The 24,063-nt window shown below is 60.2% G+C and carries 28 protein-coding genes; 24 read left to right on the forward strand and 4 right to left on the reverse strand.

From position 1 onward, the window contains the following. Window positions 1–8: 8 nt before the first annotated feature. The 8 genes from NJF35_RS11790 to NJF35_RS11825 all read left to right on the forward strand — a co-directional run bounded on the left by NJF35_RS11790 (window position 9) and on the right by NJF35_RS11825 (window position 6,892). The gene (locus tag NJF35_RS11790) at window positions 9–212 is read left to right on the forward strand and encodes a hypothetical protein (protein ID WP_253080818.1); all 204 of its coding nucleotides are present in this window, start codon (window positions 9–11) and stop codon (window positions 210–212) included. A 65-nt stretch (window positions 213–277) separates the two neighbouring features. Continuing rightward, entirely contained in the window at window positions 278–934 is a 657-nt protein-coding gene (locus NJF35_RS11795; RefSeq protein WP_253091095.1) for a phage tail protein, read from the forward strand. Window positions 935–943: 9 nt separating this feature from the next. Then, window positions 944–1,327, forward strand: a complete 384-nt coding sequence (locus NJF35_RS11800) for a phage tail assembly chaperone (protein ID WP_253091096.1) — start codon at window positions 944–946, stop codon at window positions 1,325–1,327. Between the two features lie 62 nt (window positions 1,328–1,389). Beyond that, window positions 1,390–1,641: a DUF1799 domain-containing protein gene (locus tag NJF35_RS11805; RefSeq protein WP_410896949.1), complete on the forward strand. Its 252-nt coding sequence runs from the start codon at window positions 1,390–1,392 to the stop codon at window positions 1,639–1,641. Between the two features lie 3 nt (window positions 1,642–1,644). Continuing rightward, the gene (locus NJF35_RS11810; protein WP_253091097.1) at window positions 1,645–5,037 is read left to right on the forward strand and encodes a phage tail tape measure protein; all 3,393 of its coding nucleotides are present in this window, start codon (window positions 1,645–1,647) and stop codon (window positions 5,035–5,037) included. After that, window positions 5,037–5,375, forward strand: a complete 339-nt coding sequence (locus tag NJF35_RS11815; protein ID WP_253080814.1) for a phage tail protein — start codon at window positions 5,037–5,039, stop codon at window positions 5,373–5,375. Before NJF35_RS11810 ends, NJF35_RS11815 begins: the two co-directional genes overlap by 1 nt. Before the next feature lie 9 nt (window positions 5,376–5,384). Next, a complete protein-coding gene (locus tag NJF35_RS11820; protein WP_253080813.1) occupies window positions 5,385–6,134 on the forward strand; it encodes a phage minor tail protein L in 750 nt (249 codons plus the stop codon). Window positions 6,135–6,136: 2 nt separating this feature from the next. Continuing rightward, a complete protein-coding gene (locus NJF35_RS11825; protein WP_253091098.1) occupies window positions 6,137–6,892 on the forward strand; it encodes a C40 family peptidase in 756 nt (251 codons plus the stop codon). A 202-nt stretch (window positions 6,893–7,094) separates the two neighbouring features. Here the strand turns inward: NJF35_RS11825 and NJF35_RS11830 are convergent, their stop codons facing one another. After that, window positions 7,095–7,358 (reverse strand): hypothetical protein, encoded by a 264-nt coding sequence (locus NJF35_RS11830; protein WP_253091099.1) that lies wholly within the window; start codon window positions 7,356–7,358, stop codon window positions 7,095–7,097. 735 nt (window positions 7,359–8,093) lie between these two features. On the opposite strand from NJF35_RS11830, the gene NJF35_RS11835 reads away from it, so the two are divergent. Further along, entirely contained in the window at window positions 8,094–8,408 is a 315-nt protein-coding gene (locus NJF35_RS11835; protein WP_253080810.1) for a hypothetical protein, read from the forward strand. A gap of 403 nt (window positions 8,409–8,811) precedes the next feature. Here the strand turns inward: NJF35_RS11835 and NJF35_RS11840 are convergent, their stop codons facing one another. Then, complete coding sequence (locus NJF35_RS11840; RefSeq protein WP_253091100.1) at window positions 8,812–9,231, reverse strand: Arc family DNA-binding protein; 420 nt, start codon at window positions 9,229–9,231, stop codon at window positions 8,812–8,814. A 119-nt stretch (window positions 9,232–9,350) separates the two neighbouring features. Between NJF35_RS11840 and NJF35_RS11845 the strand changes: the two genes are divergently transcribed. The 6 genes from NJF35_RS11845 (at window position 9,351) to NJF35_RS11870 (ending at window position 13,311) form a co-directional block, all read left to right on the forward strand. Further along, window positions 9,351–9,527 carry an Arc family DNA-binding protein gene (locus tag NJF35_RS11845; RefSeq protein ID WP_232862387.1) on the forward strand — a complete coding sequence of 59 codons (177 nt, stop codon included), beginning with the start codon at window positions 9,351–9,353 and terminating at the stop codon, window positions 9,525–9,527. A 74-nt stretch (window positions 9,528–9,601) separates the two neighbouring features. Beyond that, complete coding sequence (locus NJF35_RS11850) at window positions 9,602–10,531, forward strand: Bro-N domain-containing protein (RefSeq protein WP_253091101.1); 930 nt, start codon at window positions 9,602–9,604, stop codon at window positions 10,529–10,531. Then, window positions 10,528–11,334, forward strand: a complete 807-nt coding sequence (locus NJF35_RS11855) for a KilA-N domain-containing protein (RefSeq protein WP_253091102.1) — start codon at window positions 10,528–10,530, stop codon at window positions 11,332–11,334. Before NJF35_RS11850 ends, NJF35_RS11855 begins: the two co-directional genes overlap by 4 nt. A 67-nt stretch (window positions 11,335–11,401) precedes the next feature. Continuing rightward, on the forward strand, window positions 11,402–11,863 hold the full coding sequence (locus NJF35_RS11860; protein WP_253091103.1) for a hypothetical protein: 462 nt from the start codon (window positions 11,402–11,404) through the stop codon (window positions 11,861–11,863). 465 nt (window positions 11,864–12,328) lie between these two features. Further along, window positions 12,329–12,943 (forward strand): tail assembly protein, encoded by a 615-nt coding sequence (locus NJF35_RS11865; RefSeq protein WP_253091104.1) that lies wholly within the window; start codon window positions 12,329–12,331, stop codon window positions 12,941–12,943. A 119-nt stretch (window positions 12,944–13,062) separates the two neighbouring features. Further along, complete coding sequence (locus NJF35_RS11870) at window positions 13,063–13,311, forward strand: hypothetical protein (RefSeq protein WP_253080803.1); 249 nt, start codon at window positions 13,063–13,065, stop codon at window positions 13,309–13,311. Here the strand turns inward: NJF35_RS11870 and NJF35_RS11875 are convergent. Continuing rightward, the gene (locus tag NJF35_RS11875; RefSeq protein ID WP_253080802.1) at window positions 13,295–13,525 is read right to left on the reverse strand and encodes a hypothetical protein; all 231 of its coding nucleotides are present in this window, start codon (window positions 13,523–13,525) and stop codon (window positions 13,295–13,297) included. The genes NJF35_RS11870 and NJF35_RS11875 overlap by 17 nt on opposite strands. A gap of 129 nt (window positions 13,526–13,654) precedes the next feature. On the opposite strand from NJF35_RS11875, the gene NJF35_RS11880 reads away from it, so the two are divergent. From NJF35_RS11880 to NJF35_RS11920, 9 genes are read left to right on the forward strand one after another with little or no spacing between them, the layout of a single operon-like run. Next, a complete protein-coding gene (locus tag NJF35_RS11880) occupies window positions 13,655–17,575 on the forward strand; it encodes a phage tail protein (protein ID WP_253091105.1) in 3,921 nt (1,306 codons plus the stop codon). Then, window positions 17,572–17,886 (forward strand): hypothetical protein, encoded by a 315-nt coding sequence (locus NJF35_RS11885; protein WP_253080800.1) that lies wholly within the window; start codon window positions 17,572–17,574, stop codon window positions 17,884–17,886. The genes NJF35_RS11880 and NJF35_RS11885 overlap by 4 nt, the downstream gene beginning before the upstream one ends. Before the next feature lie 11 nt (window positions 17,887–17,897). Then, window positions 17,898–18,764, forward strand: a complete 867-nt coding sequence (locus NJF35_RS11890) for a hypothetical protein (protein ID WP_253080799.1) — start codon at window positions 17,898–17,900, stop codon at window positions 18,762–18,764. 14 nt (window positions 18,765–18,778) lie between these two features. After that, window positions 18,779–20,584, forward strand: a complete 1,806-nt coding sequence (locus tag NJF35_RS11895) for a pyocin knob domain-containing protein (protein ID WP_253091106.1) — start codon at window positions 18,779–18,781, stop codon at window positions 20,582–20,584. Beyond that, window positions 20,584–21,030 carry a hypothetical protein gene (locus tag NJF35_RS24725; RefSeq protein WP_317235053.1) on the forward strand — a complete coding sequence of 149 codons (447 nt, stop codon included), beginning with the start codon at window positions 20,584–20,586 and terminating at the stop codon, window positions 21,028–21,030. The genes NJF35_RS11895 and NJF35_RS24725 overlap by 1 nt, the downstream gene beginning before the upstream one ends. Beyond that, entirely contained in the window at window positions 21,017–21,295 is a 279-nt protein-coding gene (locus NJF35_RS11905; RefSeq protein WP_253091107.1) for a tail fiber assembly protein, read from the forward strand. The genes NJF35_RS24725 and NJF35_RS11905 overlap by 14 nt, the downstream gene beginning before the upstream one ends. A gap of 57 nt (window positions 21,296–21,352) precedes the next feature. Continuing rightward, the gene (locus tag NJF35_RS11910) at window positions 21,353–21,784 is read left to right on the forward strand and encodes a lysozyme (RefSeq protein WP_253091108.1); all 432 of its coding nucleotides are present in this window, start codon (window positions 21,353–21,355) and stop codon (window positions 21,782–21,784) included. Then, a complete protein-coding gene (locus NJF35_RS11915) occupies window positions 21,781–22,278 on the forward strand; it encodes a DUF2514 domain-containing protein (RefSeq protein WP_253091109.1) in 498 nt (165 codons plus the stop codon). The genes NJF35_RS11910 and NJF35_RS11915 overlap by 4 nt, the downstream gene beginning before the upstream one ends. Window positions 22,279–22,312: 34 nt before the next feature. After that, a complete protein-coding gene (locus NJF35_RS11920; RefSeq protein ID WP_253091113.1) occupies window positions 22,313–22,501 on the forward strand; it encodes a hypothetical protein in 189 nt (62 codons plus the stop codon). Between the two features lie 464 nt (window positions 22,502–22,965). On the opposite strand, the gene NJF35_RS11925 is transcribed toward NJF35_RS11920, so the two are convergent. Then, window positions 22,966–23,409, reverse strand: a complete 444-nt coding sequence (locus NJF35_RS11925; protein WP_253091110.1) for a GFA family protein — start codon at window positions 23,407–23,409, stop codon at window positions 22,966–22,968. Window positions 23,410–24,063 lie beyond the last annotated feature (654 nt).

A 24,063-nucleotide genomic window follows, 5' to 3' on the forward strand; every position in this document is an offset into this window, starting at 1 on the left:
GAGAAACCATGGATATTCGTGAGCTGCCTGAACGAAAGCGCGCGCTCGAAGATGCTCTTCGGGAGTCCATTCGCTCGGAGATTGAGCTATTTCGTAGCGAAACGGGCGTTGATGTTGCCGCTGTCGATGTGAACGTGTTCCGCGTTCACACAGCAGGGGAAGAAGCGCCGCCAAGATCCATCGGTACCGTGAGTGTAACGCTCGACCTCTGAGGGTCGCCAATTCAACCAGCTCGCCGCGTGCGGGCTTTTTCGTTTCTACTCAAGAGGAAAATACCATGGCCGCACGCATCCCGCTGCCAAACGGCGCCGTGCTCGAGATCGCTTCCATTCTCGGCTCCGCTGTCGCTTTTACCGCACTGACCAATGCCAAGCCTCCTGTGGCTAGCTCGGCTGGCCACGACATTGAGGACGGTGACGTCCTACTGGTTAACTCCGGCTGGGCTCTTATCAATGACCGCGCTGTCAGGGCGTCCGGTGTTACCACTGACGCCTTCGCTCTGGATGGCCTGGACACCACCAATACCGACCAGTTCACCGCAGGTGCTGGAGTGGGCTCCGTGGTCCCTGTATCCGGATGGGTTCAGATTCCGAAAGTAACCTCGTTCACCTCCTCCGGCGGTGAGCAGCAGTTCCTGACTGTTGGCTACCTGGAAAACGACGATGATCTGCAGTTTCCGACCAACCGGAACCCGGTCAGCCTGTCGATTGTGGTCGAGGACCAACCGACCGCGGCATATGTCGAGACCGTTGAGGGCTACGACGCATCCAAGGAGCTCGCTGTGATCCGCATGAAGTTGCGAAACGGCGATCAGATCCTTTATCCGGGCTATGTGAGCATCACCAGCACCCCGACCATGGAGCGCAACCAGCTGATGACCCGTACCATCAGCGTCGGCCTGTCCGGGCGCCCGACTCGCTACAACGCGGTGTAAGGAGGGCTCATGCCAAAGATCAAGATCGCGCAAGATCCCACATTCACCGCGCCGGTCAAGGTGCCGCGTATTGGCCGCGAGCCAGAGTCTGTCGATTTCCAGTTCCGCTACATGGATCGTGTGGAGCTGGCCGCCTTGTTCGACCGCTGGAACAAGGCTCGTGACGCCTGGGCCGAGCAGATACAGAAGAGCGGGGCCAGTTGGGAGGAGGTTACGGCCGGCGAAATCAGTTTGCAGGCTGAGCAGTTGAAGGACATCGTCGTTGGCTGGGATCTGGAGGACGAATTCAGCGACGAGGCGATTGTCGAGCTGGTCCGTACCTGCACCGGCTCCCCGAAGGCGGTCACCGACGCCTTCCAGGCGGCCTATAACCCGGCTCGCCTGGGAAACTGAGGGCGGCGGCTCGGGCCTGCTACGAGCGAGGGCCGTCCGCCGAGCAACTGGCGGCGTTGGGCCTGACCCCTGATGACATCGAGGAGGAGGTGGTAGAGGTCTGGCCGGATGCATGGCCGGCCTTCCGCCTGTTCGATGCTATGGGCACGCAGTGGCGGATGGGGCCGTGCGGCCCGTCAGGCCTTGACTACGCCGCCATACCCGCATTGGCCTCAATGCTAGGCATCAAGCGCCGCGACCTTACCGAAATTTTCCCCGATCTCCGCATCATGGAGGTCGAGGCCTTGGCCGTCATGGCCGAATCGATGGAGTAGATCATGACCACCATTGCCTCCCTCGGTTTTCAGATCGACTCCGGTGATGCCGTCGAGGCCAAGGACAACCTCGACCAGCTGACGGACGCCGGCAAGCGTAGCGAGGAGTCGGCCGGGCGAACTGGGCGCGCCTGGGAAACCGCTCTTGGCAGCTTGCAGGGCGACACCCGGCAGATTGTGCAGGAGCTGCAGGCGCTCAACGCCAAGCAGACAGAGCTGGCGCAGCAGATGGCCACCGTGGGGCGCGCCGTTACCAGCGCCTCCACTGCCTTTAGCAGCGCCGCAGCGAACATGGGCTCTTTCCGGGCCGAGGCCGCGCAGGCGGGCAAGGTACAGGAGGCGCTCACCACCGCCACGGATGCCGGTGCCCAAGCCGGCCGGCGCGCCGCCGAATCTGCCGACGAGCAGCAGGCAAGGATTCTGGCCGTGGCCAAGGCCTCACTGGAAGCCAGCCAGTACGTTCAGTCGCTGAACCGGGCGACCGAGCAGAGCGCCGAGGTCACCGCCCAGGCGAATGCCGTTCTGTCGGATAGTGCCAGCCGTCAGGCGTCCATCAACAGCCGGGCCCAAGCTCTCATCGCCACGGAGGAGCGCCAGGCGGAGGCGGCGAAGAAGGCTGCCGGCGCGCATCGGGAGGAAGGCCAGGCGCTGGAAGAGCTGCTGGGTAAGATCGATCCGACGGTTGCAGCCATGAGCCGGCTGGATCAGATGGAGCAGAAGCTGAAGGGCTTCCGCACCAGTGGCGCGCTCGATGCTGAGACGTTCGGCGAGTACCAGGCGAAGATCGACCAGGCGCGCACGGCCTTGGGCGGCGCCGATACCGCACTTAGCAAGACCGGGATGACGGCCAAGGCCACGGCTGCCGCGCTGCGCGGCGTGCCAGCGCAGTTCACTGATATCGTGGTGTCTCTACAAGGCGGCCAGGCCCCGCTCACTGTGCTGCTGCAACAAGGCGGCCAGCTCAAGGACATGTTCGGTGGCATCGGTCCGGCCGTTCAGGCCCTCGGCGGCTATGTCATGGGTCTGGTGAACCCGTTCACTGTCGCGGCTGCAGCAGTGGGTGTGCTCGGATACGCCTATTACTCGGGCAGCGAGGAGGCGGTTGGTTTCCAGAAGGAGCTGATTAAGACCGGCAATGCCGCTGGCGCCACCGCGGACCAGATGTCTGGTATGGCGCGGCAGGTGGCAGCGACCGTCGGCACCACCGGCGCTGCAGCGGAAGTTCTCACGCAACTGGCCGGCAGCGGCAAGATCGCCTCCGACAGCTTCGTCGAGATTACCGAGGCGGCTCTTGAGTGGCGCGAGGCAACTGGCCGGGCCGTAGAAGAAACGGTCGCCGAGTTTGTGAAGATCGGCAAAGACCCAGTGTCCGCGGCCAAGGACCTCAACGAGCAGTACAACTTCCTGACCGCCTCGACCTACTCGCAGATCGTGGCATTGAAGGAGCAGGGCGACACCATCGGGGCCGCCAAGCTGCTCACCGACACCTATGTCGATACCATCAAGAACCGCAGCAAAGAGGTCACCGAGAACCTATCCATCTGGGAGCGCGGATGGAAAACGCTGCGTGGCGAGGTTGCTGCCACGGTCGATTCGGTCAAGAACATTGGCCGGGATCAGGATATCGCGAGTCGCATCATCGAAGCCCAGCAGCGCGCAGCAGCGGCACAGAGCGTGTTGAATGGCGATCCTGATGATACCGCGGCAAAGCAGAAGCTGACCGACGCCAATCTTGAGCTCAAGGCGCTTATCCAGCAACGAGACACGCAGCAGGCAATTGCCAAGGCCCGGGAGCTTGATGCGGAGCGGCAGCAGGCTGCAATCGTCGCTATCGGCAAAGTCGACGCCCTGGAGAAGTCGGCGAGGACGAATGCCGAGAAGCGGGCGGACGCATTGAAGGAGTACAGCAAGGCTCTGGATGCGATCCGTAAGGTCAACCCTAATGATGAGCGGCTGAAGCCCGAGAACATTGCCCGGGTGCAGGCCGACATCGCCAAGCAGTTCAAGGATACTGCTGGTCGGACTTCATCGGTCGATCTGTCGGGGTTCAATGACCAGAAGAATGCGTTGAACGCCATCCTGGCCGAGTACAAAAACCACCAGAAGGAACTGGAAGCGGCGCAGAAGGCCGGGCTGATCTCGCAGGAGTCGTACGCCGCCCAGCGCGCCGCAATCATCGAGCAACAGAAGGCCGAGATTACGAACGCCTATGAGGCCGAGATCAAGGCCCTGGAGGAGGCCAAAGGGCGGAGTAGTACCAGCGCTCAGCAGCGCATTCAGTTGGACCAGAAGATCGCTGACGCCCGGGCCGCCATGGTCAAGGCGCAGAAGGACGCCGACTCGGAGCTGGCGGTGCTCGCCACCAATGAGCAGGGCCGGCTGGCAAAACAGGCCCGTGCTGTGCAGACGTACACCGACGCCCTTGATCAACAGGTCAACGCTCTGCGTCTTCAAGGGCGGCGTGCTGCCGATAGTCTGGGCCTTGGCGACCGCCAGCGGGGTCTGCAGGACCAGCAGAACGGCATCACGGATCGCATGAATCAGCAGCGCCTGGATCTGGCAAACCAGTATGGTGACGGCTCCCGGGGCATGAGCCTTGACGAGTACAACCAGAAACTGGCGGCCCTGAGCAAGACGGAGCGGGATCTGCAAGAGACCACCATCGCCAACTACGACCTGATGACCCAGGCCCAAGGCGACTGGCGCAACGGGGCATCCTCCGCCTTCCAGAACTACCTGGAGCAGGCGCGGGATGTGGCTGGGCAGACCAGAACCTTGTTCACTAACGCCTTCAGCTCAATGGAGGACGCGGTCGTCAACTTTGCCATGACCGGCAAATTCTCGTTCGCAGACTTCACCAAGTCAGTGCTTGCCGACATCGCCAGGATCGCTACGCGCCAGGCTATGGCTGGTATCGCCGGAAGTATCCTGGGATCGGTGGTGGGCGGTTATTTCACCCCTGGCGGAACGACCGTTAGCACCAGTGGCTTCAGCGAGGGTGGATTCGTCACGAACGCCAAGGGCGGCGTGTATGACTCGCCGAGCCTGTCCCACTTCAGCAATCAGGTTCATGACACGCCCAAGTTCTTCGCCTTCGCGAAGGGCGCCGGTGTGTTTGCCGAGGCCGGGCCGGAGGCAATCATGCCACTGACCAGGACGTCGGATGGCAACCTTGGTGTGCGGGCGATCGGCGGCGGAGGTGGCGGAACCACCATCCAGATCAGCGCACCTGTGAGCGTGAATGTCCCTGACCGCGCCAGCGAAGGCATGGAACTCGACCAGCAGTTACTGCAGCAGAACATGGAGAGGCAGATGAAGCTTGCTGCGGAAAGGGCTGTAGCTGATTCGTGGCGGCCTGGTGGTGTGAGCTACCGAAATACGCAGAGGAGATCTTGATGGCCATCGAAACATTCCGCTGGCCGACCGAGCGCGGTGAGACCCCGAATATCCAGTACCGAGTGCGTGAGTCGCGCTTCGGTGACGGATACCGGCAGGTAGTCGGTGATGGGCCTAACAACAAGGAAGACAGCTACCCGATCACCGTTACCGGAACAAAGGCCAAGATCCGCGAAATCATGGCCTTTTTCGACCGGCACGGCGGCGCAAAGGCCTTCCTCTGGTCTACGCCGCTCGGCGATCTAGGGCTGTTCACCTGCTCTGACCCAAAGCCCACACCCGTGGGTGGCGGCCGCTTCAAGGTCTCCGCCACCTTCGAGCGAGCCTTTCACCCGTAAGGACCAACCATGTCACTGATCCGTGATATCCAGCTGCTTGAGCCGGGCAGCGAGGTGCTTCTGTTCGAGCTCGACGGCTCGGACTTCGGCGCCGATGTTCTCCGGTTCCATGGTCATGCGATTCCGCATACGCCGGAGGAACTGGCTGCCGCTGGCGCTGACGCCGATCAGCTGCCGGCTAAGTCCATCTGGTGGCAGGGCCACGAATACGGCGCCTGGCCCATGCAGATCGAGGGCATCGAGGCCAACTCGGACGGCACGGCGGTTCGGCCCACCATCTCGGTCGGTAACGTCAACGGGCGGATCACGGCGCTGTGCCTGGCCTTCGATGACCTGCTCGAGTTCAAGCTGACGATCCGGCACACGCTGGGCCAGTACCTCGATGCGGCGAACTTCCCTGGGGGCAACCCCGAGGCTGACCCGACCGAGGAGAGCATTGAGGTCTGGTACATCGACCAGAAGGTCTCTGAAAACGGCACCACCGTGGCCTGGGAGCTGGCCAGCCCTGGCGACGTGGGGGGCGAGTCGATTGGTCGGCAGATGACCCAGTTGTGCCACTGGGCCATGACTGGAGGCTACCGGGGGCCGAACTGTGGCTACACCGGGCCATACCGGGACAAGGATGGCAACCTGACCGACAACCCCGAGCTGGACGAGTGCGATGGGTGCCTGGGCACCGGCTGCATCCCACGCTTCGGCGAAGGCAACCCGTTGCCCTTCGGTGGGTTCCCCGCCGTCTCTCTCATCGCACGGAGCTGACCATGCGTAAACACATCCTGGCCGCCGTGCAGAAGCACGCTGCGGCCGAATACCCGCGCGAGTGCTGCGGGTTGATCGTCGCCGCCGGCCGGACCCAGCGGTACATCCCGTGTGACAACACGGCCAGCGACCCAGCGGAAGAGTTCCGGATCTCACCCGAGCAGTACGCCGCGGCCGAGGATCAGGGCGAAGTGATCGGCATCGTGCACTCGCACCCGGACGCCACCAGCCGGCCGTCGCCGCGCGACCTGGCCATGTGCGAGGCCACGGCGTTGCCCTGGCACATCCTGTCCTGGCCGGAGGGTGACCTGCGCACCATTACTCCCGCTGGCGAGACACCGCTGCTGGCACGACCATTCGTGCACGGTGCCTGGGATTGCTGGCAGGTCTGTGCGGACTGGTACCAGCGCGAGTGGGGGCTGGAGTTCCCGGCCTACGCCCGAGAGGACGGCTGGTGGGAACAGGCCGACGGCCCGAGCCTTTACGAACAGGCCTATGAGACCGCTGGCTTTTACCAGGTCAGCCAGCCCCGGCGCGGCGACATGATCGTCATGGCTGTGGGGCGCACCGCGCACCCGAACCACGCCGGCATTTACCTGGGGAGCGATGCCCAACTGCCCGGCGAGCAAGCCCAGGTGTTCGGCCCTGGCCCATTCCTGCTGCACCACCTGTACGGCAGGCCATCAGAAATCATTGTGTTCGGCGGGCCCTGGCTCGACCGGGCGCGCCTCGTATTGCGTCATCAAGACGCGAAATGAAGCGGCTGAGCCGCAGGAGTGAATATGCACAGCAATGATCCGTATAAGCCAGTCATCGCCTGGCGTGGGCATCTCCGCAAAGTCCCTGATCGCGAACCAGTTGAGCTCGATGTTCAGGACGGGCGCGCTGAGTATGTGCTCAGCGGCCCTTATAGCCTAAGTGAAGGCAGTCGAATTGAGGTAGTTAAAGGAGAATTGCTGTTTAGCGGGACGGCACTCGATTGAGGTGCCCGAACAGCCTGGCCAAGTCACCGAGCGCATGGATGTATTGCAGCTCGTGAGCCTGGATCAAAGCGACTTCCTTGCCAGTCGAAACCAGTGCGTCTCGAACTTGATCGAATTGCATTTCAGCCAAGAAGGCGTGAATGCCGCGTGCCTCCTCGACGCCGGTCAGTGATATTTCTGCAGCTTTCGCTACGACCTCTTCATCACGGGTGATGAGAAAATACGGGAAAATTGTTTGCATTGAGCTTCCTAGGCATTGATCCCCAGTCCATGGGCTTTCCGGCAACGGACCGGGGCGGTTCATTGGAGGCATAACGCTACTACGCCGCCGGTTGAGCTGTGTACTGGCTTTCTGTCCAGGGTGGATGGGTGGACAGAGGCCGATAATTGATGTCTTCGCTGGTGCCCGGCGGTCCGATATAAAACCTCCCTGGTCGTTGTGGGCGCACACTCGATGTAGCTCAGGACTTCTGAGCATTGAGAGGTGCGTATGACCAGAGATAGGGATAACGGGCAGGGCGGCAAGTCAGAAGGAAACGGCAGTTGGCCAACCGGTCGAGACGAAGATGCCAAGAGGGCCCGCCCAGAGGATCGCGACGATTACATCGAGAACCGGCCCTTTCGGGGCGGGCAGAGACAAGGCCCGCCGGACCCATCGCGGACATCCAATGCCGAGCGCTATAGCTATCACAAGCGCCCACTTGAGTAGTTGAAAGGGGGCGATGCCAAGCCAAATTTTGGCGGACATTGATAGAGGCCCAGCCCCGACTGTGCTTTTCGCATCTGGTTCGGGTCCGCCGCTTCCTGACGTGATGCGCTTGAGCGCCTAAGCAAATCTTCGCTTCTCATCCTCGGGCATATCCGTGCCCTTCGCGTGAGTAGTTTGGATCGGTAATGATAGTCCGAGGGGCTGGGTTGCCTGGGCTCGTTTGTCGCCAGGCACAGTAGATTGCAGGCGATTTTAATGGAGAACGTCATGAGTCGAGTCTTGCTGATTGCTGCTCTCGCGTCCGTTTCTACGCTTACCTTCGCCGCGGGCGGCGAGGAAACCTGCAAGAAGATCTCTGCCGTGGCTGGCGAGGCCATGGAGGCTCGACAGAGGGGTGACCTACTGGAAGACGCCATGTCCTCTGTCGGGGACAAGAGCAGGTTCTCTGATGCCATGGTCATTAAAGCGTATAACGCGCCGGTAGTGGTTAGCTCAGAAGGTAAGCGAAAGGTGGTTTTTGATTTCAGAAACACCGCGTACTCTGACTGTTACTGGAACATAATTGAGCCAACGAAACAGTAAAGAAATCCTATTTGGCGGTTAATGAGATGGTCACCCCGACACCCTGCGAGGGCTACGCTTTCGTAGGGTGTTTGTTTATGCCCGGAGGAACGCACGATGACAACGGCGGCACATTATCAGCCAATGACCCTGATCAAGCTGTCAGGGTCACTGGCGCAGAAATTACAGGCGATTTCTGAGGCATGAGTCATTGATCGGAAGCCCGGTAAACGCCGGGCTTTGTGCATTCTGGGAGGGTGAAAAGCCCAGCGCTTGGCCGGGCTTGGGGTTGTCTACCTGACTCAATGTCATGTAGTCCTTCAGCAGCGTCACTCGCAGTGACGTAATGTGCTTTATGGGACTCGCCAGGGGTGTGCAACCGAAGCACACCCTAAGGCTAGGATTTCCCAGAAGCTGGCCTGGCCTAGTCCTCTTTGGGAAAGCGTTTGCGTGGTTTTGGCCCAGTATTCGGCTTTGGCTTTGCGTTGTCCGGCGCGACCGGGAAAGCCCCCATCCCGGACAGAGCGCTCTCGATAGCACTCGACACCGCGTCAAGTAAGTCCTCACGGGTTACCCCGACGCCTGACAGGCTGCTCTCGATCAGCTTCGCCTTGTCGACGCCAGAAATCTTCCGATCCGGGGTTGGGTTGTCGGGTACCTCTTCGGCGAAAGGAAGCCCCAGATTCTGGCGAACTATGTCGTTTTTCCGAAAGGTCGACCACAGCCGCGCAATGATCTCGGCATGAAGGGACCGCGCTCCATGGTTGGCGCTCGCTTCGAGAAGTGCGCGAAGCTCCGGAGGCATCCTTATAGGATATGGGCTGATCGTATGGCGATCTGACATGGAGGGTCTCCGGTGGTTTTGCGCGGAGTATGAGAAAAGAATCCACATAACTCAATGAGTCCACTTGACTCGCTGCTTCTATGAGTTAATATGAGTCCACGCAAGCAAGGGAGGTAATCATGAAAGATCGACACCAAAATGCGCCGTACAGCCTGCGCATCGGTGAGGAATTAAAAGACAGGGCTCGCAACGAGGCGCACGCAAACCGCCGCAGCCTTAATGCCGAGATTGGGCTGCTGATTGAGGAGGGATTGAAGTGGAGAGAGCTTCAGAAAGGTGCCCAGGCAACAGCCTGAAAACGAAGAAGCCCCAGTGCGGGAACACTGAGGCTTCGGATATCAACGCAGTCATCGATCAGGAAAACAACGTCATGGGCGATAATAGCACAAACGTAATCCCGTTCAATTTCGGCAAGCAGCAGGTCCGCACGCTGCTGATCAATGACCAGCCGTGGTTTGTCGCTGCTGATGTCTCGTCCGCCTTGCTGTATGCGGAAGCCAAGGATATGACGCGGAACCTGGACGACGACGAGAAGGGTAGGCAGATTGTGCCGACCCCTGGCGGTGCGCAGGAAATGCTGGTGATTAACGAGTCAGGCCTATACTCGGCCATCCTTCGCAGTCGCAAGGCCGAGGCCAAGCGCTTCAAAAAGTGGGTCACCTCTGAGGTTCTGCCGGCCATTCGCAAACATGGCCGCTACGAAGACCATCAGGCGAAGATGCCAACCCTCATGGATGAGCTGATCGGCATGAGCGAGCTGAGCGTCATCAAGGGCCTGATCAGGGACAAGGGCAAGGCGGTTCCTGCTGATCGGCAAAAGAGCTTCGCGCTGACCATGCACAACCGCTTGCATACCCGCTTCAACGTGCCGCGCACTGAGCTGATCCCGGCCGGGCAGTTCGAGGCAGCCTGCAACTTCATCGCCGCCTACAACGTGTTGGAGGGTGAGTTCATCGCTAAGGAGCCGCCTCAGCTCCAGTTGCCGCTGAATATTCACTACCCGATTGAAGCGCTTGCTGCACTGCGCGAAGGCATGCTGACCATTCGCAACGACAAGCAGGCGTGGCTCGACGTGAAACTCGAAGATCTACGAGACAGCCGCGATAACAGCACGCCTCTCGAAAGCCTGCTGTGGGACCTGGAGAAGGCTGGATTCGATATCCGAGGCGCATGGTGGGAGCTTCGCACTTACCGCAACAAGCTGCGCGAGATCAGTTCGTTTGTGATTGGAATGGGCCGGGTGATGGAAGAGCCTCAGCGTTACGCGGTGGATGCGCCGAAAGGGAGGGCCGCAGCATGAGTGCGCTGACGATCGCAGGCATCGAGATTCACCAGGATCAGGATGGCCGGTTCAGCCTCAATGACTTCCATAAGGCGGCCGGGGGAGAAGATCGTCACCGGCCTTCGCGCTGGGTGGAAAATCAGCAGGCTCAAGATTTGGTCGAAGAGATTGGCAAAGCCGGAATTCCGGCTTTGAGGATCGTCAAAGGAGGGAGGGCAGCAGGGACCTACGCCTGCAAGGAACTGGTCTACGCCTACGCCATGTGGGTCAGCCCTGTATTCAGCCTGCATGTGATCCGCACGTTCGATTCTGCAGCGGCGAACGATGCAGTCATCCCTCAGGAGCGCCGCCTGCCCGTAGCGGCTGACAACTTCGACGCGGCCAAGCGCATCGCCGAGAGCCTAGGCTTGGAAGGGAACCAAGCGATACTGAGTGCTAACAGTATGGTCCGCTCGGCCATCGGAATCGACCTGATGGAAATGGCCGGCGTTAAGCGGCTGGTCAACGAAGCTCAGGAGATGAACTACCTTCCCAGCGAGCTTGGTGCGAAGTTTGGCATGACTGCGAACAGCATGAACAAGCTGCTGGCCCAGTGCGGGCTGCAACACCACGTGACGTACAAGCCCGGCAAGAAACGCTGGGAGGTCACGCCGGACGGCAAGGAGTATGCGGTCATCACCGACACCGGCAAAAAGCACAGCGACGGAAAACCGGTGCAGCAGATCCTCTGGAAGGAGTCGGTGGCAAAGCCGCTGAAACGTCTGGCCGAGAAGCTGCAGGCCGAAATGCCGGAGGTCGTGGCGCACGGCCTGTCGCGGTAACCTCCGTTTGATCCAGGGCCTTGTCTGTGCAGGCTTGGTGCCGCTTAATTAACCAAGGAAATATTGTATGGATTACAGCAAAATCGGAACCGCAGAGCGCGTGAAGCTGACAATTGAAGCTGCCGCGAGTCAAGATTTTGAAACAGTAAAAAAACTGGTCGATACCTGTCCGCGGAGCAAGGTCGAAATTCAAAACCTGGAGTATTTGGACAAAACGCGAATGCTGATGAATGTAGCGGCCCGTTTCGAGATGGAAATGCGCGGCATCGCTCTGGCCGTCCAAGCTTCCGATAACCCGCCGCCGATCATGGCTCAGATGAATGCCGCGAAAGTTGTGTGGCTTGAATTCTGCTCTCATCACGACATTGATCCCGAGGTACTCATCCAAACTGCTGGCGGTCACCATCCGCTGGTAAAGCAATTCCTGGGATGGTGTTGCTTGCCGCCAGATGAGGCGCTCGTTGCCCATTGGCGCAAGGTGTTTCACGCAGCGTCTACTGGCGACCTTGTGACAGAGAGGCGGCACTGATAGCCAGAGGTGGCAAATCATTGCTACTGTCCCCTCTAAAAGGAGGGGACTTATGCGAGTTTTGATCTGCGCTCTAGGGCTGTTGGTGTTGGGTGGGTGCGCGAATGTGGCTGACATTAGAGCCAATCCCCCAGTGCTCTCCCTTAAATCGACCAAGTCAGCCGAACAGGTGGCCGAATGTATCCGTGATGGATGGCAGTCGACCTCAATCATTGGTGGGAGTGTTGGTGGCGTGCTTCAGAAGTCGGGGAACAGCTACAGTGTTATAGCTCCAAATCCGGAGACCCCGTGGCACATAGCTGATATCGCCCCCTTGGCAGTTGATGCCTCGAAAATCACTTATAGGTTCCACCGAACTTGGCAGGCGCCAAGCGAAAAGGTCCTCAGTGTCGTGAGGTCCTGCGCGGGATAACAAAGTTTTTAATCAAACCTCCTGCGGGAGGTTTTTTTATGCCTGGAGGGTACATGACGGTTACAGCAGCTCACTTCACTCCGAGGACCCAAATCCGTCTTGGCGGCTTTCTTGGGAAGAAGTACGGCAAGCACCACAGTCTCCTGCTGGATCGTGGAGATGCAATGGAAGCGGCTAAGGCAATGGATGTAAATCATCCTGGTTTTGCTCGGGACCTAGTTGAGGCCGAGGGCAGGGGGCTGCGTTTCGCGATCTTCAAGAACGGCAAGAACATTGGCGAAAAGGATCTTGGCAGGGGAGGCGCCAGCGAGCTTTTGTTCGTGCCGATCGTAGCCGGGAGCAAGCGTGGAGGGATGCTGCAAACGGTCCTGGGGGCAGTTCTGATTGCGGTGGCGTATTTCAATCCATTTGGAGCCCTCTCCGGCCCTGCGATTAGCGCTATGTATGCTGCTGGCGTAGCAAACGTAGCCGGCGGCGTAATCCAAATGCTCAGCCCGCAGGCTAAGGGGCTCTCACAAAGCGGCGCCCCTGAGAACCTACCGTCGTACGCCTTCGGTAGCGCCAAGAACACCACGGCCAGCGGCAACCCGGTCCCGATCTGCATCGGTGAGCGCCGATGGGGCGGGGCGGTTATCTCTGCGTCGATCCGCGCGGAGGACAAAGCATGAAACCTGAGCGCGTTAGGATTGGCGAGTACCGTTCCTCAAGCTGCAGGTACTCGCCAGGGATTCTCAGTTCTGAGAGGCGTAACAGCCAACCACGGGCGGCTCTGCCGCAGGAGAGGAGCATGCAGCAGCGTTACATGCTAACCATTCACGACCTGTTCACTGTGTGCGATGGAGTGCATTGCGGTGGCGAGACGTTCGTTGCGATCCTGGATGCAGACGTGGAAATCGACCGATTGAGATTCGCGGGAAGAATGAGCCCCGGCGCTGCCGGGCATCGCCGCAGCTATGTCGGCAAGCCAGGACTCACTGCACAACTGGTTTCTGGGCCAGGGCGCATTACCTTCGAGGCGATCACTTCGGAGGCGTAAGGCCGCCTATGAAATCATCGGTGCCGAGCCGGTGTGATCCATAGTCGATGGTGTAGTTGTCGCCGCGAGCTTCGGCCTCTGCCTCTGCTGCCTCTTTGCTCGGGTAGATGTCGACAAAGTGCCAGGTGGTTTTGTTAATCACCCCCCAGCCAAGCACCCAGCCAGCATTGTCAGGATCTGGGGGAAGGTTTTTTGCCAAGCTTCGGATGGTCATGAATCTCTCCTTGATTGAGTGACGGCACGACGCTACTACCCCGGCGGGTCAACTGCTACTGGCAATTCATCCACGCTGTACAACATTCCAGCCCGTCTAGTGCGGGTTTTTTCATGCCCGGAGGAAAGCATGGGCGCAGCACAGCAGCTCGGCATTGCTGGCGCGAAAGGCGGCAGCAGCAAGCCAAAGACGCCGGTGGAGTCGCCGGACACCCTGCAGTCCACCAACATCGCCAGCATTCTCCTGGCCGTGGGCGAAGGGGAGTTCGATGGTACCCCGACCGACCGGGATATCTACCTCGACAACACACCGATCATGGATGCCAGCGGCAACCTGAACTTCCCCGGCGTGAAGTGGGAGTGGCGCCCAGGCAGCATCGATCAGCAGTACATCAAGGGTATCCCGGCGATCGAGAACGAGACCACGGTCAACGTCGAGCTGCGCAGTGATACGCCGTTCACCCGTGCCCTGAGCAACATCCAGCTTTCGCGCCTGCGCCTTCGTTTCACCTGGCCGCGCCTGGCCAGCCAGGACAGCAGTGGCAACACCAACGGCTACCGCATCGAGTATGCCGTCGACATCGCCACCGATGGTGGGGCCTATGCCGAGGCGCACCGCGGCGCCGTGGACGGCAAGACCACCAACGGCTACCAGCGCTCTGTCAGCGTGGACCTGCCGACCGCCACCTCGGGCTGGATGTTCCGCGTGCGCCGGATCACGCCGAACCAGAACAGCGGCACGGTCGCCGACACGATGACTATTGCGGGCTACACAGAGATCATCGACGAGAAGCTGCGCTACCCGAACACCGCGTTGCTGTACATCGAGTTCGACGCCCAGCAGTTCCAGAACATCCCCGAGGTCACGGTGCGGTGCAAGGCGCGCCGCTGGCCGGTGCCGAGCAACTACGACCCGATCACCCGGACTTACACCGGCGTGTGGGACGGCACCTTCAAGCAGGCCTGGACCAACAACCCGGCGTTCGTGACCTATGGCCTGTGCGTCGAGGATCGCTTCGGCCTGGGCAAGCGCATCAAGTCGTGGATGGTCGACAAGTGGGAGATGTACCGCATCGCCCAGTACTGCGACCAGCTGGTGCCGGATGGCCTGGGCGGCCAGGAGCCGCGTTACCTGTGCGACATGAACCTGCAGGGCAGGGCCGAGGCCTGGATGCTGCTGCGGGATCTCTCGGCCATCTACCGGGGCATGGTCTATTGGGCGCATGGCTCGCTGTTCATGCAGGCCGACATGCCGCGCGCCCAGGACATCGACTACGTCTTCACGCGCTCGAACGTCATCGACGGCGACTTCGTGTATGGCGGTGCCGAGCGCAACACCCACTACAGCCGGGCCCTGGTCAGCTACGACAACCCGGCCAACAACTACGACACCGACGTTATCCCGGTGACCGACCTGGCGCTGCAGCGCCGGTACCGGGACCGACCGATCGAGATCTCGGCCATCGGCTGCACCCGCGCCTCCGAGGCCCAGCGCCGCGGCAAGTGGGCGCTGCTGAGCAATGACCAGGACCGCACCGTCACCTTCCGGACAGGCATGGAGGGACGCATTCCGCTCCCGGGGTACGTCATCCCCGTGGCTGATGAGCTGGTGGCCGGCAGGCCCAACGGTGGCCGGATCTCGGCGGCCGCCGGCCGGGTGGTGACCCTGGACCGTGACACGCCGATCAAGGCGGGCGACCGCTTGATCCTGAACCTGCCGAACGGCACTGCCCAGGCGCGCACGGTCCAATCGGTGAACGGCCGTGCGGTGACCGTGACCACCGCCTACAGCGTCCAGCCTGAGCCGCAGCTGCAGTGGGCGATCGACTACGAGGACCTGGCTATCCAGCTGTTCCGCGTGTTGAAGACTTCGCGCACCCAGGAAGGGCAGTACGAGATCACGGCCCTCGAGTTCAACCCCAGCAAGTTCGCTGCGATCGACACCGGCGCCAAACTGGAAAGCCGGCCGATCAGCGTGATCCCGGTCACCACCGTGGCGCCGCCGGCGAGCGTCACGCTGACGTCGGAATACGCAATCTCCCAGGGCATCGCGGTCAGCACCATGACCATCGCCTGGCCTGCGGTGGAAGGTGCCGTGGCCTACGACGTGGAGTGGCGCAAGGACGACGGCAACTGGATCCGCCTGCAGCGCGTCGGCACCACCTCGGTTGACGTGGTGGGCATCTACGCCGGGGCTTACCTGGCTCGGGTACGGGCTGTGAGCGCCTTCGACATCACGTCGATCTGGCGCAACTCCATGCTGACGGAGCTGAAAGGGAAGGAAGGGCAGCCGCCGGCGCCTGCTTTCCTGAACACCTCCCCGGAGATTTTCGGTATTCGCCTGACCTGGGGGTTCCCGGCAGGCGCGGGTGATACCGAGTACACCGAGATCGAGATGGCCTCCGAGCCTACCGGCCAGAACCCGGTTGCCCTTGGCCTGCAGGCGTACCCGACCTCGACCTACCTGCACAGCGGCATGGCCGCAGCGGTGGTGAGGTATTTCCGGGCGCGCCTGGTAGACCGAAGCGGCAACATTGGTCCCTGGACCGACTGGGTGTTTGGGCAGTCGAATGCCGATGCCAGCGAGATCCTCGACTACATCACCGGCAAGATCACCGAAACTGAGCTCGGCCAAGAACTGCTGTCCGAAATCGAGAAGATCTCTGGCAGCGGCCCAGGCTCGGTCAATGTCCGGATCACCGAGGGTGACACGGCGCTCCAGAGCCAGATCGACTCGCTACAGTCGCAGATTGCCGATATCGCGGGCACTCCCGACTGGGACGCGAATCAAGCCTATCTGGCGGGCTCCCTGGTCAAGCTGGACGGCAAGCTGTACAGGGCCAGGCAGGACGTTCCGGCGGGCACCCCGGTGACCAATGCCACGTACTGGGAGTACATGGGCGATTACGCCTCTCTTGGCGAGATGGTTTCGGCCTTGGCAGTTCGAATCGATGGCGTCGAAACCAGCGTCGAGGAGATCAACGGCGAGCTGGCCGCGATGGCCACCAGGATCATCGGCGTCGAGGCGCAGGTGTTCCCCAGGATGGCTGGTGGTACCGACTGGAAGGCCGGCGACTCTGGCGTCAAGGCTACAGCCTGGACGACGTACAGCGCCTTCGCCTCGGCTGACTTGGCGATCAGTCAAAGGATCGACACCATCGCCACCGAACTGGGCCCCGCAATCGATGCGAAGATCCAGGAGGAGGCCTACGCTCGCGCCTCCGAAGACGAGGCTCTGGCGCTCCGGATCACGTCCCTCAGTGCCAACCTCGATGGCGTCAGCGCTGACCTGTCCACCGAAATGATCACGCGAGCCACCGCGGACGAGGCGCTTGCCTCCCAGATCACGCATTTGAGCGCGGACCTGGACGGTGTGAGCGCTGACCTGGTGACAGAGATCACTGCGCGGGCGACGGCAGATGAGGCGCTGACGACTCAGATCACCAACGCCAACTCCAGGATCGACGACAACGAAGCCTCGATCATTACCGAGGCCACCACCCGAGCCACGGCTGATGAAGCCCTGTCAACGTCCATCACCCAGCTGAGCAGCCGTACGGGCGACAACGAGGCCTCCATCCAGACGATTGCCCAAACCCAGGCAACGACCGATGGCAAGCTCAACGCGATGTACAGCATCAAGCTGGGCGTCGACTCGCAGGGGCGCTACTACAGCGCCGGCATGGGGATTGGCATCGAGAACACGCCGAGCGGCATGCAGTCGCAGGTGCTGTTCCTGGCTGACCGGTTCGCGGTACTGAACCAGATCAACGGCGTGGCCAAGTCGGTGTTCGCGCTGGAGAACGGGCAGGCGTTCCTGAACAGCGCGATCATCAAGCAGGCCGACATCATCAACTTGATCGTCACCGGCGAACTCAGGAGCGCGAACTATGTGGCGGGCCAGCAGGGCATTCGGATCAACTTCGTAAATAACACCTTCGAAGTGAATGGCACGGTGGCAGGGCAGGGGCGTATGACCCTGAACAACCAGCGCATGCGTATCTTCCATGCCAACGGCAATCTGGCGGTCGATCTGGGAGTGAATGTATGAGTGCAGGCCTGAAGGTCTATGACTCGAGCGGTCAAATGCTGCTCGACATGACCAGTTCGGTCAGCCAGATGATGGGGTATGTCGACACGGGAGCGGCCAACGGCTCGCGCTCGATTCCGCTCCCTCCGGCGGGCAAACAACTGTTCTATGCCATCACCGAGCTGTCGGCGCAGAACAAGTACCTCGGAAAACGTCCAGGGGTGACGCTGACGATAGGGGCGTCGAGTGCAACGCTCTCCTGGCAATACTCCTACGCCTCGGGCTGGGGCTTCTACTCCCTCAACTGCCGTATTCACTATGGGTACCACTGATGTCTGCAGGAATGAAGATCTTCAAGGAAAACGGTAGCCTGCTGTTTGATACTGAGAAGATCACCTACGGGTTGCTAAAGAGTGGCTACATGTCTCTTGTTACTACTTGGCCAAGACTCAGCTACAAGTCTGCCAACCTCCCTCCTAATGAGGGAAGTAGTTACGATGAGAGCTCGACTCCTGGAGGTATGGATTTAATTCACGGATTCTCCGTGACTGGCGCTATTGCTCCTATTGTGTTTATTAATGGGCCTGGTATTTCGTGTGGTTCTTCTAGATCCGGGAATACGACGACGTTTTACTACATCGCTGCCTCTACTGATACGAAGTATTACTACTTTGACACAATGCGGGGCACCCTATCCGGGGCAGGGCTAAAGTGCTACGGTGAAGATGGAACGCTGACGTTCAATTCTCTACAAGTGCCTTTGGACGTTGATTATTCGTACACCTGCCCATTACCGCCGGCTAAGAATCCGTTAGGGTACTATGATCGAGTGTTCGCAGGAGGAACGCTTGCCGCGAAAAGGTTTGCCTCTAACACAAACTACCCTGCATACATGACGTGTACGTTGTTTGTACCAATTGCGTCTGGTGAGTTTGCAGTCAGCACATCCTTCTCTCGTTCGTTCGGGCAGTGGCCATTTGATAACTTTTCCCCCTCGGGTTCATTCCCGGCAAGAAGTAATCAACAAGCTCATATGGACGGGTGCTACGGCGGCAGTGGTGGGATTTATTGGCTGTCTTGCGATGCCGCCAGAACAACGATGTACTGGGGAGCGGTATCCGCCTACCAATCTTATTTTGATATCCCAACGGATAAGCTACCTCAAGCGCTAGTTATCAGAACAAATAACCTGCCTTTCCCATTCAACTAAGTACAGGTCTTTACATGGCACAACAATTGATCGCACTAGGCACGCCGCCTAGTGGCATCGATGGCGATGACGCGCGGACGGCATTCCAGAAGACGAACGCGAACTTCACCGAACTGTACGAGCGAATCGGCGGCACGGGCGGTGTTGGTGTCACGATTGCTGACGCAAACTCGCCGACGGCCAGCGGATTCTACCTGCTGTCGACTGCGGCCTCTGGTGGCGTCAACGGCCCGCCTCAGATTCCATCGATCGCTTGGTCGATCATCCATATCTCGGGTTCGTCCAACGGCAATGCGTCGGGGCAGATTGCATTCCCCCTGACCTCCGTTGCCGCGAACAAGCACCGGATGTTCCATCGGCAGCAGTTCGGCGGTACCTGGTCCGACTGGAAAGAAGTGTTGGACGTCGAAGCCGCGAACGCGGTGATTACCTCGGTAGTTGCTGCATTCGGCCTAGGGGTATCGCAGCAGCCCAACTGGCCCAACACGTCGATCAACGATTGCTCCAACGTCGGCGCGGGCGTCTACCGGACGCTGGGAGGGAATACCGGCATGCCCGCCGGCTGGAACACTTCGAACACTATCGAACTGCAGATCCGGCAGAGCGACTCTTCGCAGTTCCAGGCCACCCAGGTTCTTCACAACCCCGGTACCAACAGGACAGCGTTCCGCCATTGCACCGGGGCTTCGACGACCCCCGCGAATCCGACGTGGGGTGACTGGGTTATCGTGTCCTCGGAAGCGTACGTGACTAGTACGCTGGCATCTGTCCTGGCCGGCATGGGGCTTGGGGTGACATCGGCAACCGTTGTACCGATGGCAACAGTAGAGGCTAACAGGATCGCCGGCTTTATGGCGATCTCGTCAGATGACGCCACGGCGTCAGGTCTCCCTATCGCTGTAAACTATGTTATCCAGCACATACCGGGCGGCTCGGCAGTATCCGGCCACAAACAGATTGCCTACCCATTGACATCCGTGCAGGCTAACTACCGTAGGTCGTGGGCTCGAGCAATGTGGGGTTCAGTCTGGGGCCCGTGGGAAGAGCGCGCCAACGAAAGCATGATTGATTCTAAGCTTGCCGGAAACGGCCTTGCGACGGAATCGGCAAGTGTTGTCAGCGACCTAAACACAGCAACTTACGGAGGCATTTACAGATTCAACAATACCGCAGTCAACTCCCCTATTGTGGCATCCGGAACTTTGATTGTCGGCGGGTACTCGTCTGGTTACACGACCCAGATGGTTATCACGTTACAGGGCACTGACGCCAGTCTGTACAATCGCGTGTTCACGCGAACAAGAAACTCTAGTACCTGGGGGCCGTGGAAAGAGTCGACGACTGAAGACCTGTTCGGTGCTACCGGGCTTGCACTCCGGGCGGCCGCTTCACCTCAAGTCGCCCGTGCTGCTCTGGGCCTTAAGTCTGCCGCCTTGGCCGACATCGTTGGCACGGTATCGCAATCTGGCGGCGTACCGACTGGTGCGATCATTGAGCGTGGTAGCAATACCAACGGGGAATATGTCCGTTATGCGGACGGGACACAGATTTGCGTTACCTATGGGCGAGCAGTGGGCTTCGCCAACTCCTCCAATCTCAACTACAACTGGACGTACCCCGTCGGATTCGCCGTTATCCCTGTGGTTTCGGTGAACTTGGTTTCCTCTACGTTACCAACGCAAAAAGCCGTCACCGCAGTTGCAGCCTATAGCCGCAACCTAACCAGCGCTTCCTGCTCTGCGCTCTCGCTGGCTCAGTTTGTGGCGGCCGACGCGAGCGGTGTGCTTTTGGATATTGTTGCAATCGGGAGGTGGTTCTAATGCGCATCAATCTTTCCCCAGTTCGCCTGGATGAAGAGCTCGTCGTCGACCGTGAGGGCGATGTGCTTTACCTGAACGGCCAGGAGTTCGACTTCAGCCCGCTGCCGGACGGGGCAACCCTCCCTCGGGAGGCAATCGACTCAACCTGGTTCGCGGGCCCGGTGGAACGCATCGATGGTGAACTGCACCTGACCCTGGTCCTTCCGCATGGGGCCAACGCGCCGCAGGAGACCAGGTTCCCCGAACCGCTCACGGTGCAGGACGACGGCCCCCTGGGGTTGCCGGTCCATGACGCTGCTCCCATTCCAGCCCCTGAGATTCCGGTGCCTGTGATCCCCGGGCAGGGGCTGGGGCCCGAGGCCCCCGTTGACGATGGTTCGATGGAAGACCCGATGAACGACGATCTACAGCAAGACGGCGAGGCGAACGCAGATGAGCAATATTGATTGGTCGAAGATGGTCACGGCAGAAATGAAGGCCGCGCAGGCGGCAGCCAGTCTGCTGGCGGATGTGCAGGCGGAGATCGCCAGGCTGCGCAAGGCCGCTGACGAAGCCATCGCCCCGCTCCAGGATGCCGCCGACCTCGATGAAGCCACTGAGGTCGAGGCCGACTCGCTGAAAGCCTGGAAGCGTTACCGAGTCGCCCTGAACCGCCTGCCTGACCAGCCAGGCTACCCCGTAGAGATCGACTGGCCCGCGCTGCCGGCCTGATCCGCCCCGAACCCACCGACCGCCGCCTGGCGGTTTTTTTTCGCCTGGAGAAAACCCATGCGTACATCGCAACGCGGCTTGAGCCTCATCAAGTCGTTCGAAGGCTTGCGCCTGCAGGCCTACCAAGACTCTGTCGGTGTCTGGACCATCGGTTACGGGACCACCCGAGGGGTTAGGCCTGGTATGTCGATCAGCAAGGAGCAGGCCGAGCGCATGCTGTTGGACGACGTGCAGCGCTTCGAGCTAGAGGTGCAGCGCCTGGTGAGCGTGCCTCTCAGCCAGAGCCAGTGGGATGCTCTGGTGAGCTTCACCTACAACCTGGGTGCGGCGAACCTTGAATCGTCGACGCTGCGCCGACTCCTCAATGCTGGCGACTACGCTGGTGCTGCAGAGCAGTTCCCACGCTGGAACAAGGCTGGTGGCAAGGTTCTTCCGGGCCTGGTCCGCCGACGCGCCGCCGAGCGCGAGCTGTTCCTGGAGGTGGCATGAGCGCCTGGTTGCTGCGTGTTGGCGTCCTGCTGCTGGTGGTCGCCTCCTACTGGGGGGTGTACCAGCATGGGCGGGCAGTGGAGCGTGCCGAGGCCGCGACTGCATCGGCACAGCGCGACAGCGGTGATCGCCTGGCCGAGGTGCTTGGCGAACGTAGCGCCCGGGAAGAAGAACAACGACGCGCCGAGGCGCAGGAGGAGGGGAGAGCCCATGCAAGACAGGAAAGCCAGGTGGCTGATGCTGGTGGTGCTGGCGCCGATGCTGCTGGCCAGCGGATGCGCGATGACGCAGCCAAGATTGCCGCCACCGTCGGTTGCCCCGCCACGGATACCGGCGCTATCGCCCGAGGCCAAGCAGCCACCCGCGCCGCCATGGTGCTCTCCGACCTGCTCGCACGGGCTGATGAACGAGCGGGAGAGCTGGCGAAGGCGTATGACAGAGCTCGAATAGCCGGCCTGGCCTGCGAGGCGGCCTATAATGCGTTGACCAAGTGACAGGAGCCAGGCGGTGAAGCGCACCCTAGAAGGAATGATCCTCGCCGGCGAGCCGTTGATACAGCAGGCGGTCGATGCTCTGCGGCAGTATCACCAGGCCGAAGATGCTGGCGCGGCGCCGGAGGAGATCGAGCGCCTACGCTTGCTGGCCGAGTCGCTTTTCCAGGCCGTGACTGACTACCAGTTGCGTGCCCTGGGCGGGCCTTCTGAAACGCTTCATTGAGTGGGGATTAGGGTCGGCAGAACGCCGTAGGAGGGGGTGAAAATCGGTTCCAAAACTGAAACGGCGACCCTTGCAGTATGCGGCCTGTAGCCGTGCCGTTTCGCCTATGTTTTGGAATCGATTTCTGCGCGTAAGCCGCATCGTATGGAGTTTTATCTAACGGTCTTGAAAACCGTCGATGGGCAACTATCCTAGAGTTCGAATCTCTACGCTTCCGCCATATTTCTCATCAAAGCCCCTGAAAATGGGGCTTTTTTGTGGGTGATGGTTTTTCTACCCAGCGGCAGCTTTTGGTTGAAAGCGGACGCTCGCGGACAGCCAGAAGCTTCTCAGTCTCAACCTCGAGCTTGCTTCCTCTAGGCTTCATGGCTTATGCCGCTGAACCAGCGGGAGGCGCATAATAGACGTGCTCTTTGCAGCGAGAGCCACAGCCTCGCAGTGCTGTCTCCAAGCAAGCTGTGCAGTCACTCTGCATTGCTTTCGTATCGCACCCATCCTGCAACCCCGGAGCCCCTGCCTACACGGTCTTTAGGATGAGTCCGACCCTCATTGACAGGCACCTCTGGGAAATCAAATGGGCTCATTCCCTCAATACAGGCCACATTAACGCCGTACTGATCGGGCGCAGAACGGCGCCGGTGGAAGGTGTAGATGCCACACTTAGAGCAGAAGTAGTGCTTCGCTTCGCGTGTGTTGAACTGATAAAGAGTGAGCGCCTCTTCCCCTTGGGTAATAGTGATGTCGCCCAGGTTAGCTGATACCGCCACGGCACCACGCATACGGCAGAGGGAGCAGTTACATCTACGTGCTGTACGCGTGCCATCGGTCAAGCGCAATGAGAACTGTACCGCCCCGCAATGGCAGGCTGCCCGGTAAACAGGACGATCATCGTCTATTTCATCAGCCATAACGTTCCTCTACTTGAGTTTGAGAAGTCAAAGTAGGTGTTCACGGGTCAGGGTCCAGTGTTACCTCTGGGATTTTGAAAATGCCAATAACCAGAGAGACATCTTATAAGGGCATTACTCACGTCGACCAGCAGAAACCCTTGGCATTCGGCAGTAAGTGACGTTTCGGGTTGTTCGTGATAAGTCCCCTTTGAGGCCATCACGCCATCAGCAAGGGGGCATATGGCCAAGCTGAGCGGGTCCGAAAAGGTGATCCGGGCAATTGCACGGGAGACAGCGTGGGCCGAGGCTGGCTCGTTCGCAGGCGTGGTCAATGGGGGCAGGGAGACAAGTCGATTCGGTCCTTGTCCACCCTGATGGCCGTCAGTTTCGTCAGCACCGCGCTCATCGCACTGCATATCTGTGCCGTGGACGCTGCCAATGGCAAGCGCTCAGCAGCACGAAGAATCACATGGTGGTGATGTCCGACGCAGATCTCGACAAAACGGCCGCGCACTGATGAGCGTTGCGGGCTCGCGATGCATGGCGATCACCATTGTGAACCGCCCCGGCTTTTGTGGAGGCCGTTTCGTTTAAGTCAGGCCGCCATGGCCTGACCTGCTTGTTGCTGGTGGAAGTTTGCCTCAGCCTCCGCAGGCGGGATATAGCCGATTG

The organism is Pseudomonas guariconensis (assembly GCF_024127895.1).
Taxonomy (GTDB): domain Bacteria; phylum Pseudomonadota; class Gammaproteobacteria; order Pseudomonadales; family Pseudomonadaceae; genus Aquipseudomonas; species Aquipseudomonas guariconensis_B.

Excerpts from the sequence above, each read along its gene's own strand:
- NJF35_RS11790 (WP_253080818.1), top strand. The coding sequence starts at position 9 with ATGGATATTCGTGAGCTGCCTGAACGAAAGCGCGCGCTCGAAGATGCT.
- NJF35_RS11795 (WP_253091095.1), top strand. The coding sequence starts at position 278 with ATGGCCGCACGCATCCCGCTGCCAAACGGCGCCGTGCTCGAGATCGCT.
- NJF35_RS11800 (WP_253091096.1), top strand. The coding sequence starts at position 944 with ATGCCAAAGATCAAGATCGCGCAAGATCCCACATTCACCGCGCCGGTC.
- NJF35_RS11810 (WP_253091097.1), top strand. The coding sequence starts at position 1,645 with ATGACCACCATTGCCTCCCTCGGTTTTCAGATCGACTCCGGTGATGCC.
- NJF35_RS11815 (WP_253080814.1), top strand. The coding sequence starts at position 5,037 with ATGGCCATCGAAACATTCCGCTGGCCGACCGAGCGCGGTGAGACCCCG.
- NJF35_RS11820 (WP_253080813.1), top strand. The coding sequence starts at position 5,385 with ATGTCACTGATCCGTGATATCCAGCTGCTTGAGCCGGGCAGCGAGGTG.
- NJF35_RS11825 (WP_253091098.1), top strand. The coding sequence starts at position 6,137 with ATGCGTAAACACATCCTGGCCGCCGTGCAGAAGCACGCTGCGGCCGAA.
- NJF35_RS11830 (WP_253091099.1), bottom strand. The coding sequence starts at position 7,358 with ATGCAAACAATTTTCCCGTATTTTCTCATCACCCGTGATGAAGAGGTC.
- NJF35_RS11835 (WP_253080810.1), top strand. The coding sequence starts at position 8,094 with ATGAGTCGAGTCTTGCTGATTGCTGCTCTCGCGTCCGTTTCTACGCTT.
- NJF35_RS11840 (WP_253091100.1), bottom strand. The coding sequence starts at position 9,231 with ATGTCAGATCGCCATACGATCAGCCCATATCCTATAAGGATGCCTCCG.
- NJF35_RS11845 (WP_232862387.1), top strand. The coding sequence starts at position 9,351 with ATGAAAGATCGACACCAAAATGCGCCGTACAGCCTGCGCATCGGTGAG.
- NJF35_RS11850 (WP_253091101.1), top strand. The coding sequence starts at position 9,602 with ATGGGCGATAATAGCACAAACGTAATCCCGTTCAATTTCGGCAAGCAG.
- NJF35_RS11855 (WP_253091102.1), top strand. The coding sequence starts at position 10,528 with ATGAGTGCGCTGACGATCGCAGGCATCGAGATTCACCAGGATCAGGAT.
- NJF35_RS11860 (WP_253091103.1), top strand. The coding sequence starts at position 11,402 with ATGGATTACAGCAAAATCGGAACCGCAGAGCGCGTGAAGCTGACAATT.
- NJF35_RS11865 (WP_253091104.1), top strand. The coding sequence starts at position 12,329 with ATGACGGTTACAGCAGCTCACTTCACTCCGAGGACCCAAATCCGTCTT.
- NJF35_RS11870 (WP_253080803.1), top strand. The coding sequence starts at position 13,063 with ATGCAGCAGCGTTACATGCTAACCATTCACGACCTGTTCACTGTGTGC.
- NJF35_RS11875 (WP_253080802.1), bottom strand. The coding sequence starts at position 13,525 with ATGACCATCCGAAGCTTGGCAAAAAACCTTCCCCCAGATCCTGACAAT.
- NJF35_RS11880 (WP_253091105.1), top strand. The coding sequence starts at position 13,655 with ATGGGCGCAGCACAGCAGCTCGGCATTGCTGGCGCGAAAGGCGGCAGC.
- NJF35_RS11885 (WP_253080800.1), top strand. The coding sequence starts at position 17,572 with ATGAGTGCAGGCCTGAAGGTCTATGACTCGAGCGGTCAAATGCTGCTC.
- NJF35_RS11890 (WP_253080799.1), top strand. The coding sequence starts at position 17,898 with ATGAAGATCTTCAAGGAAAACGGTAGCCTGCTGTTTGATACTGAGAAG.
- NJF35_RS11895 (WP_253091106.1), top strand. The coding sequence starts at position 18,779 with ATGGCACAACAATTGATCGCACTAGGCACGCCGCCTAGTGGCATCGAT.
- NJF35_RS24725 (WP_317235053.1), top strand. The coding sequence starts at position 20,584 with ATGCGCATCAATCTTTCCCCAGTTCGCCTGGATGAAGAGCTCGTCGTC.
- NJF35_RS11905 (WP_253091107.1), top strand. The coding sequence starts at position 21,017 with ATGAGCAATATTGATTGGTCGAAGATGGTCACGGCAGAAATGAAGGCC.
- NJF35_RS11910 (WP_253091108.1), top strand. The coding sequence starts at position 21,353 with ATGCGTACATCGCAACGCGGCTTGAGCCTCATCAAGTCGTTCGAAGGC.
- NJF35_RS11915 (WP_253091109.1), top strand. The coding sequence starts at position 21,781 with ATGAGCGCCTGGTTGCTGCGTGTTGGCGTCCTGCTGCTGGTGGTCGCC.
- NJF35_RS11920 (WP_253091113.1), top strand. The coding sequence starts at position 22,313 with ATGATCCTCGCCGGCGAGCCGTTGATACAGCAGGCGGTCGATGCTCTG.
- NJF35_RS11925 (WP_253091110.1), bottom strand. The coding sequence starts at position 23,409 with ATGGCTGATGAAATAGACGATGATCGTCCTGTTTACCGGGCAGCCTGC.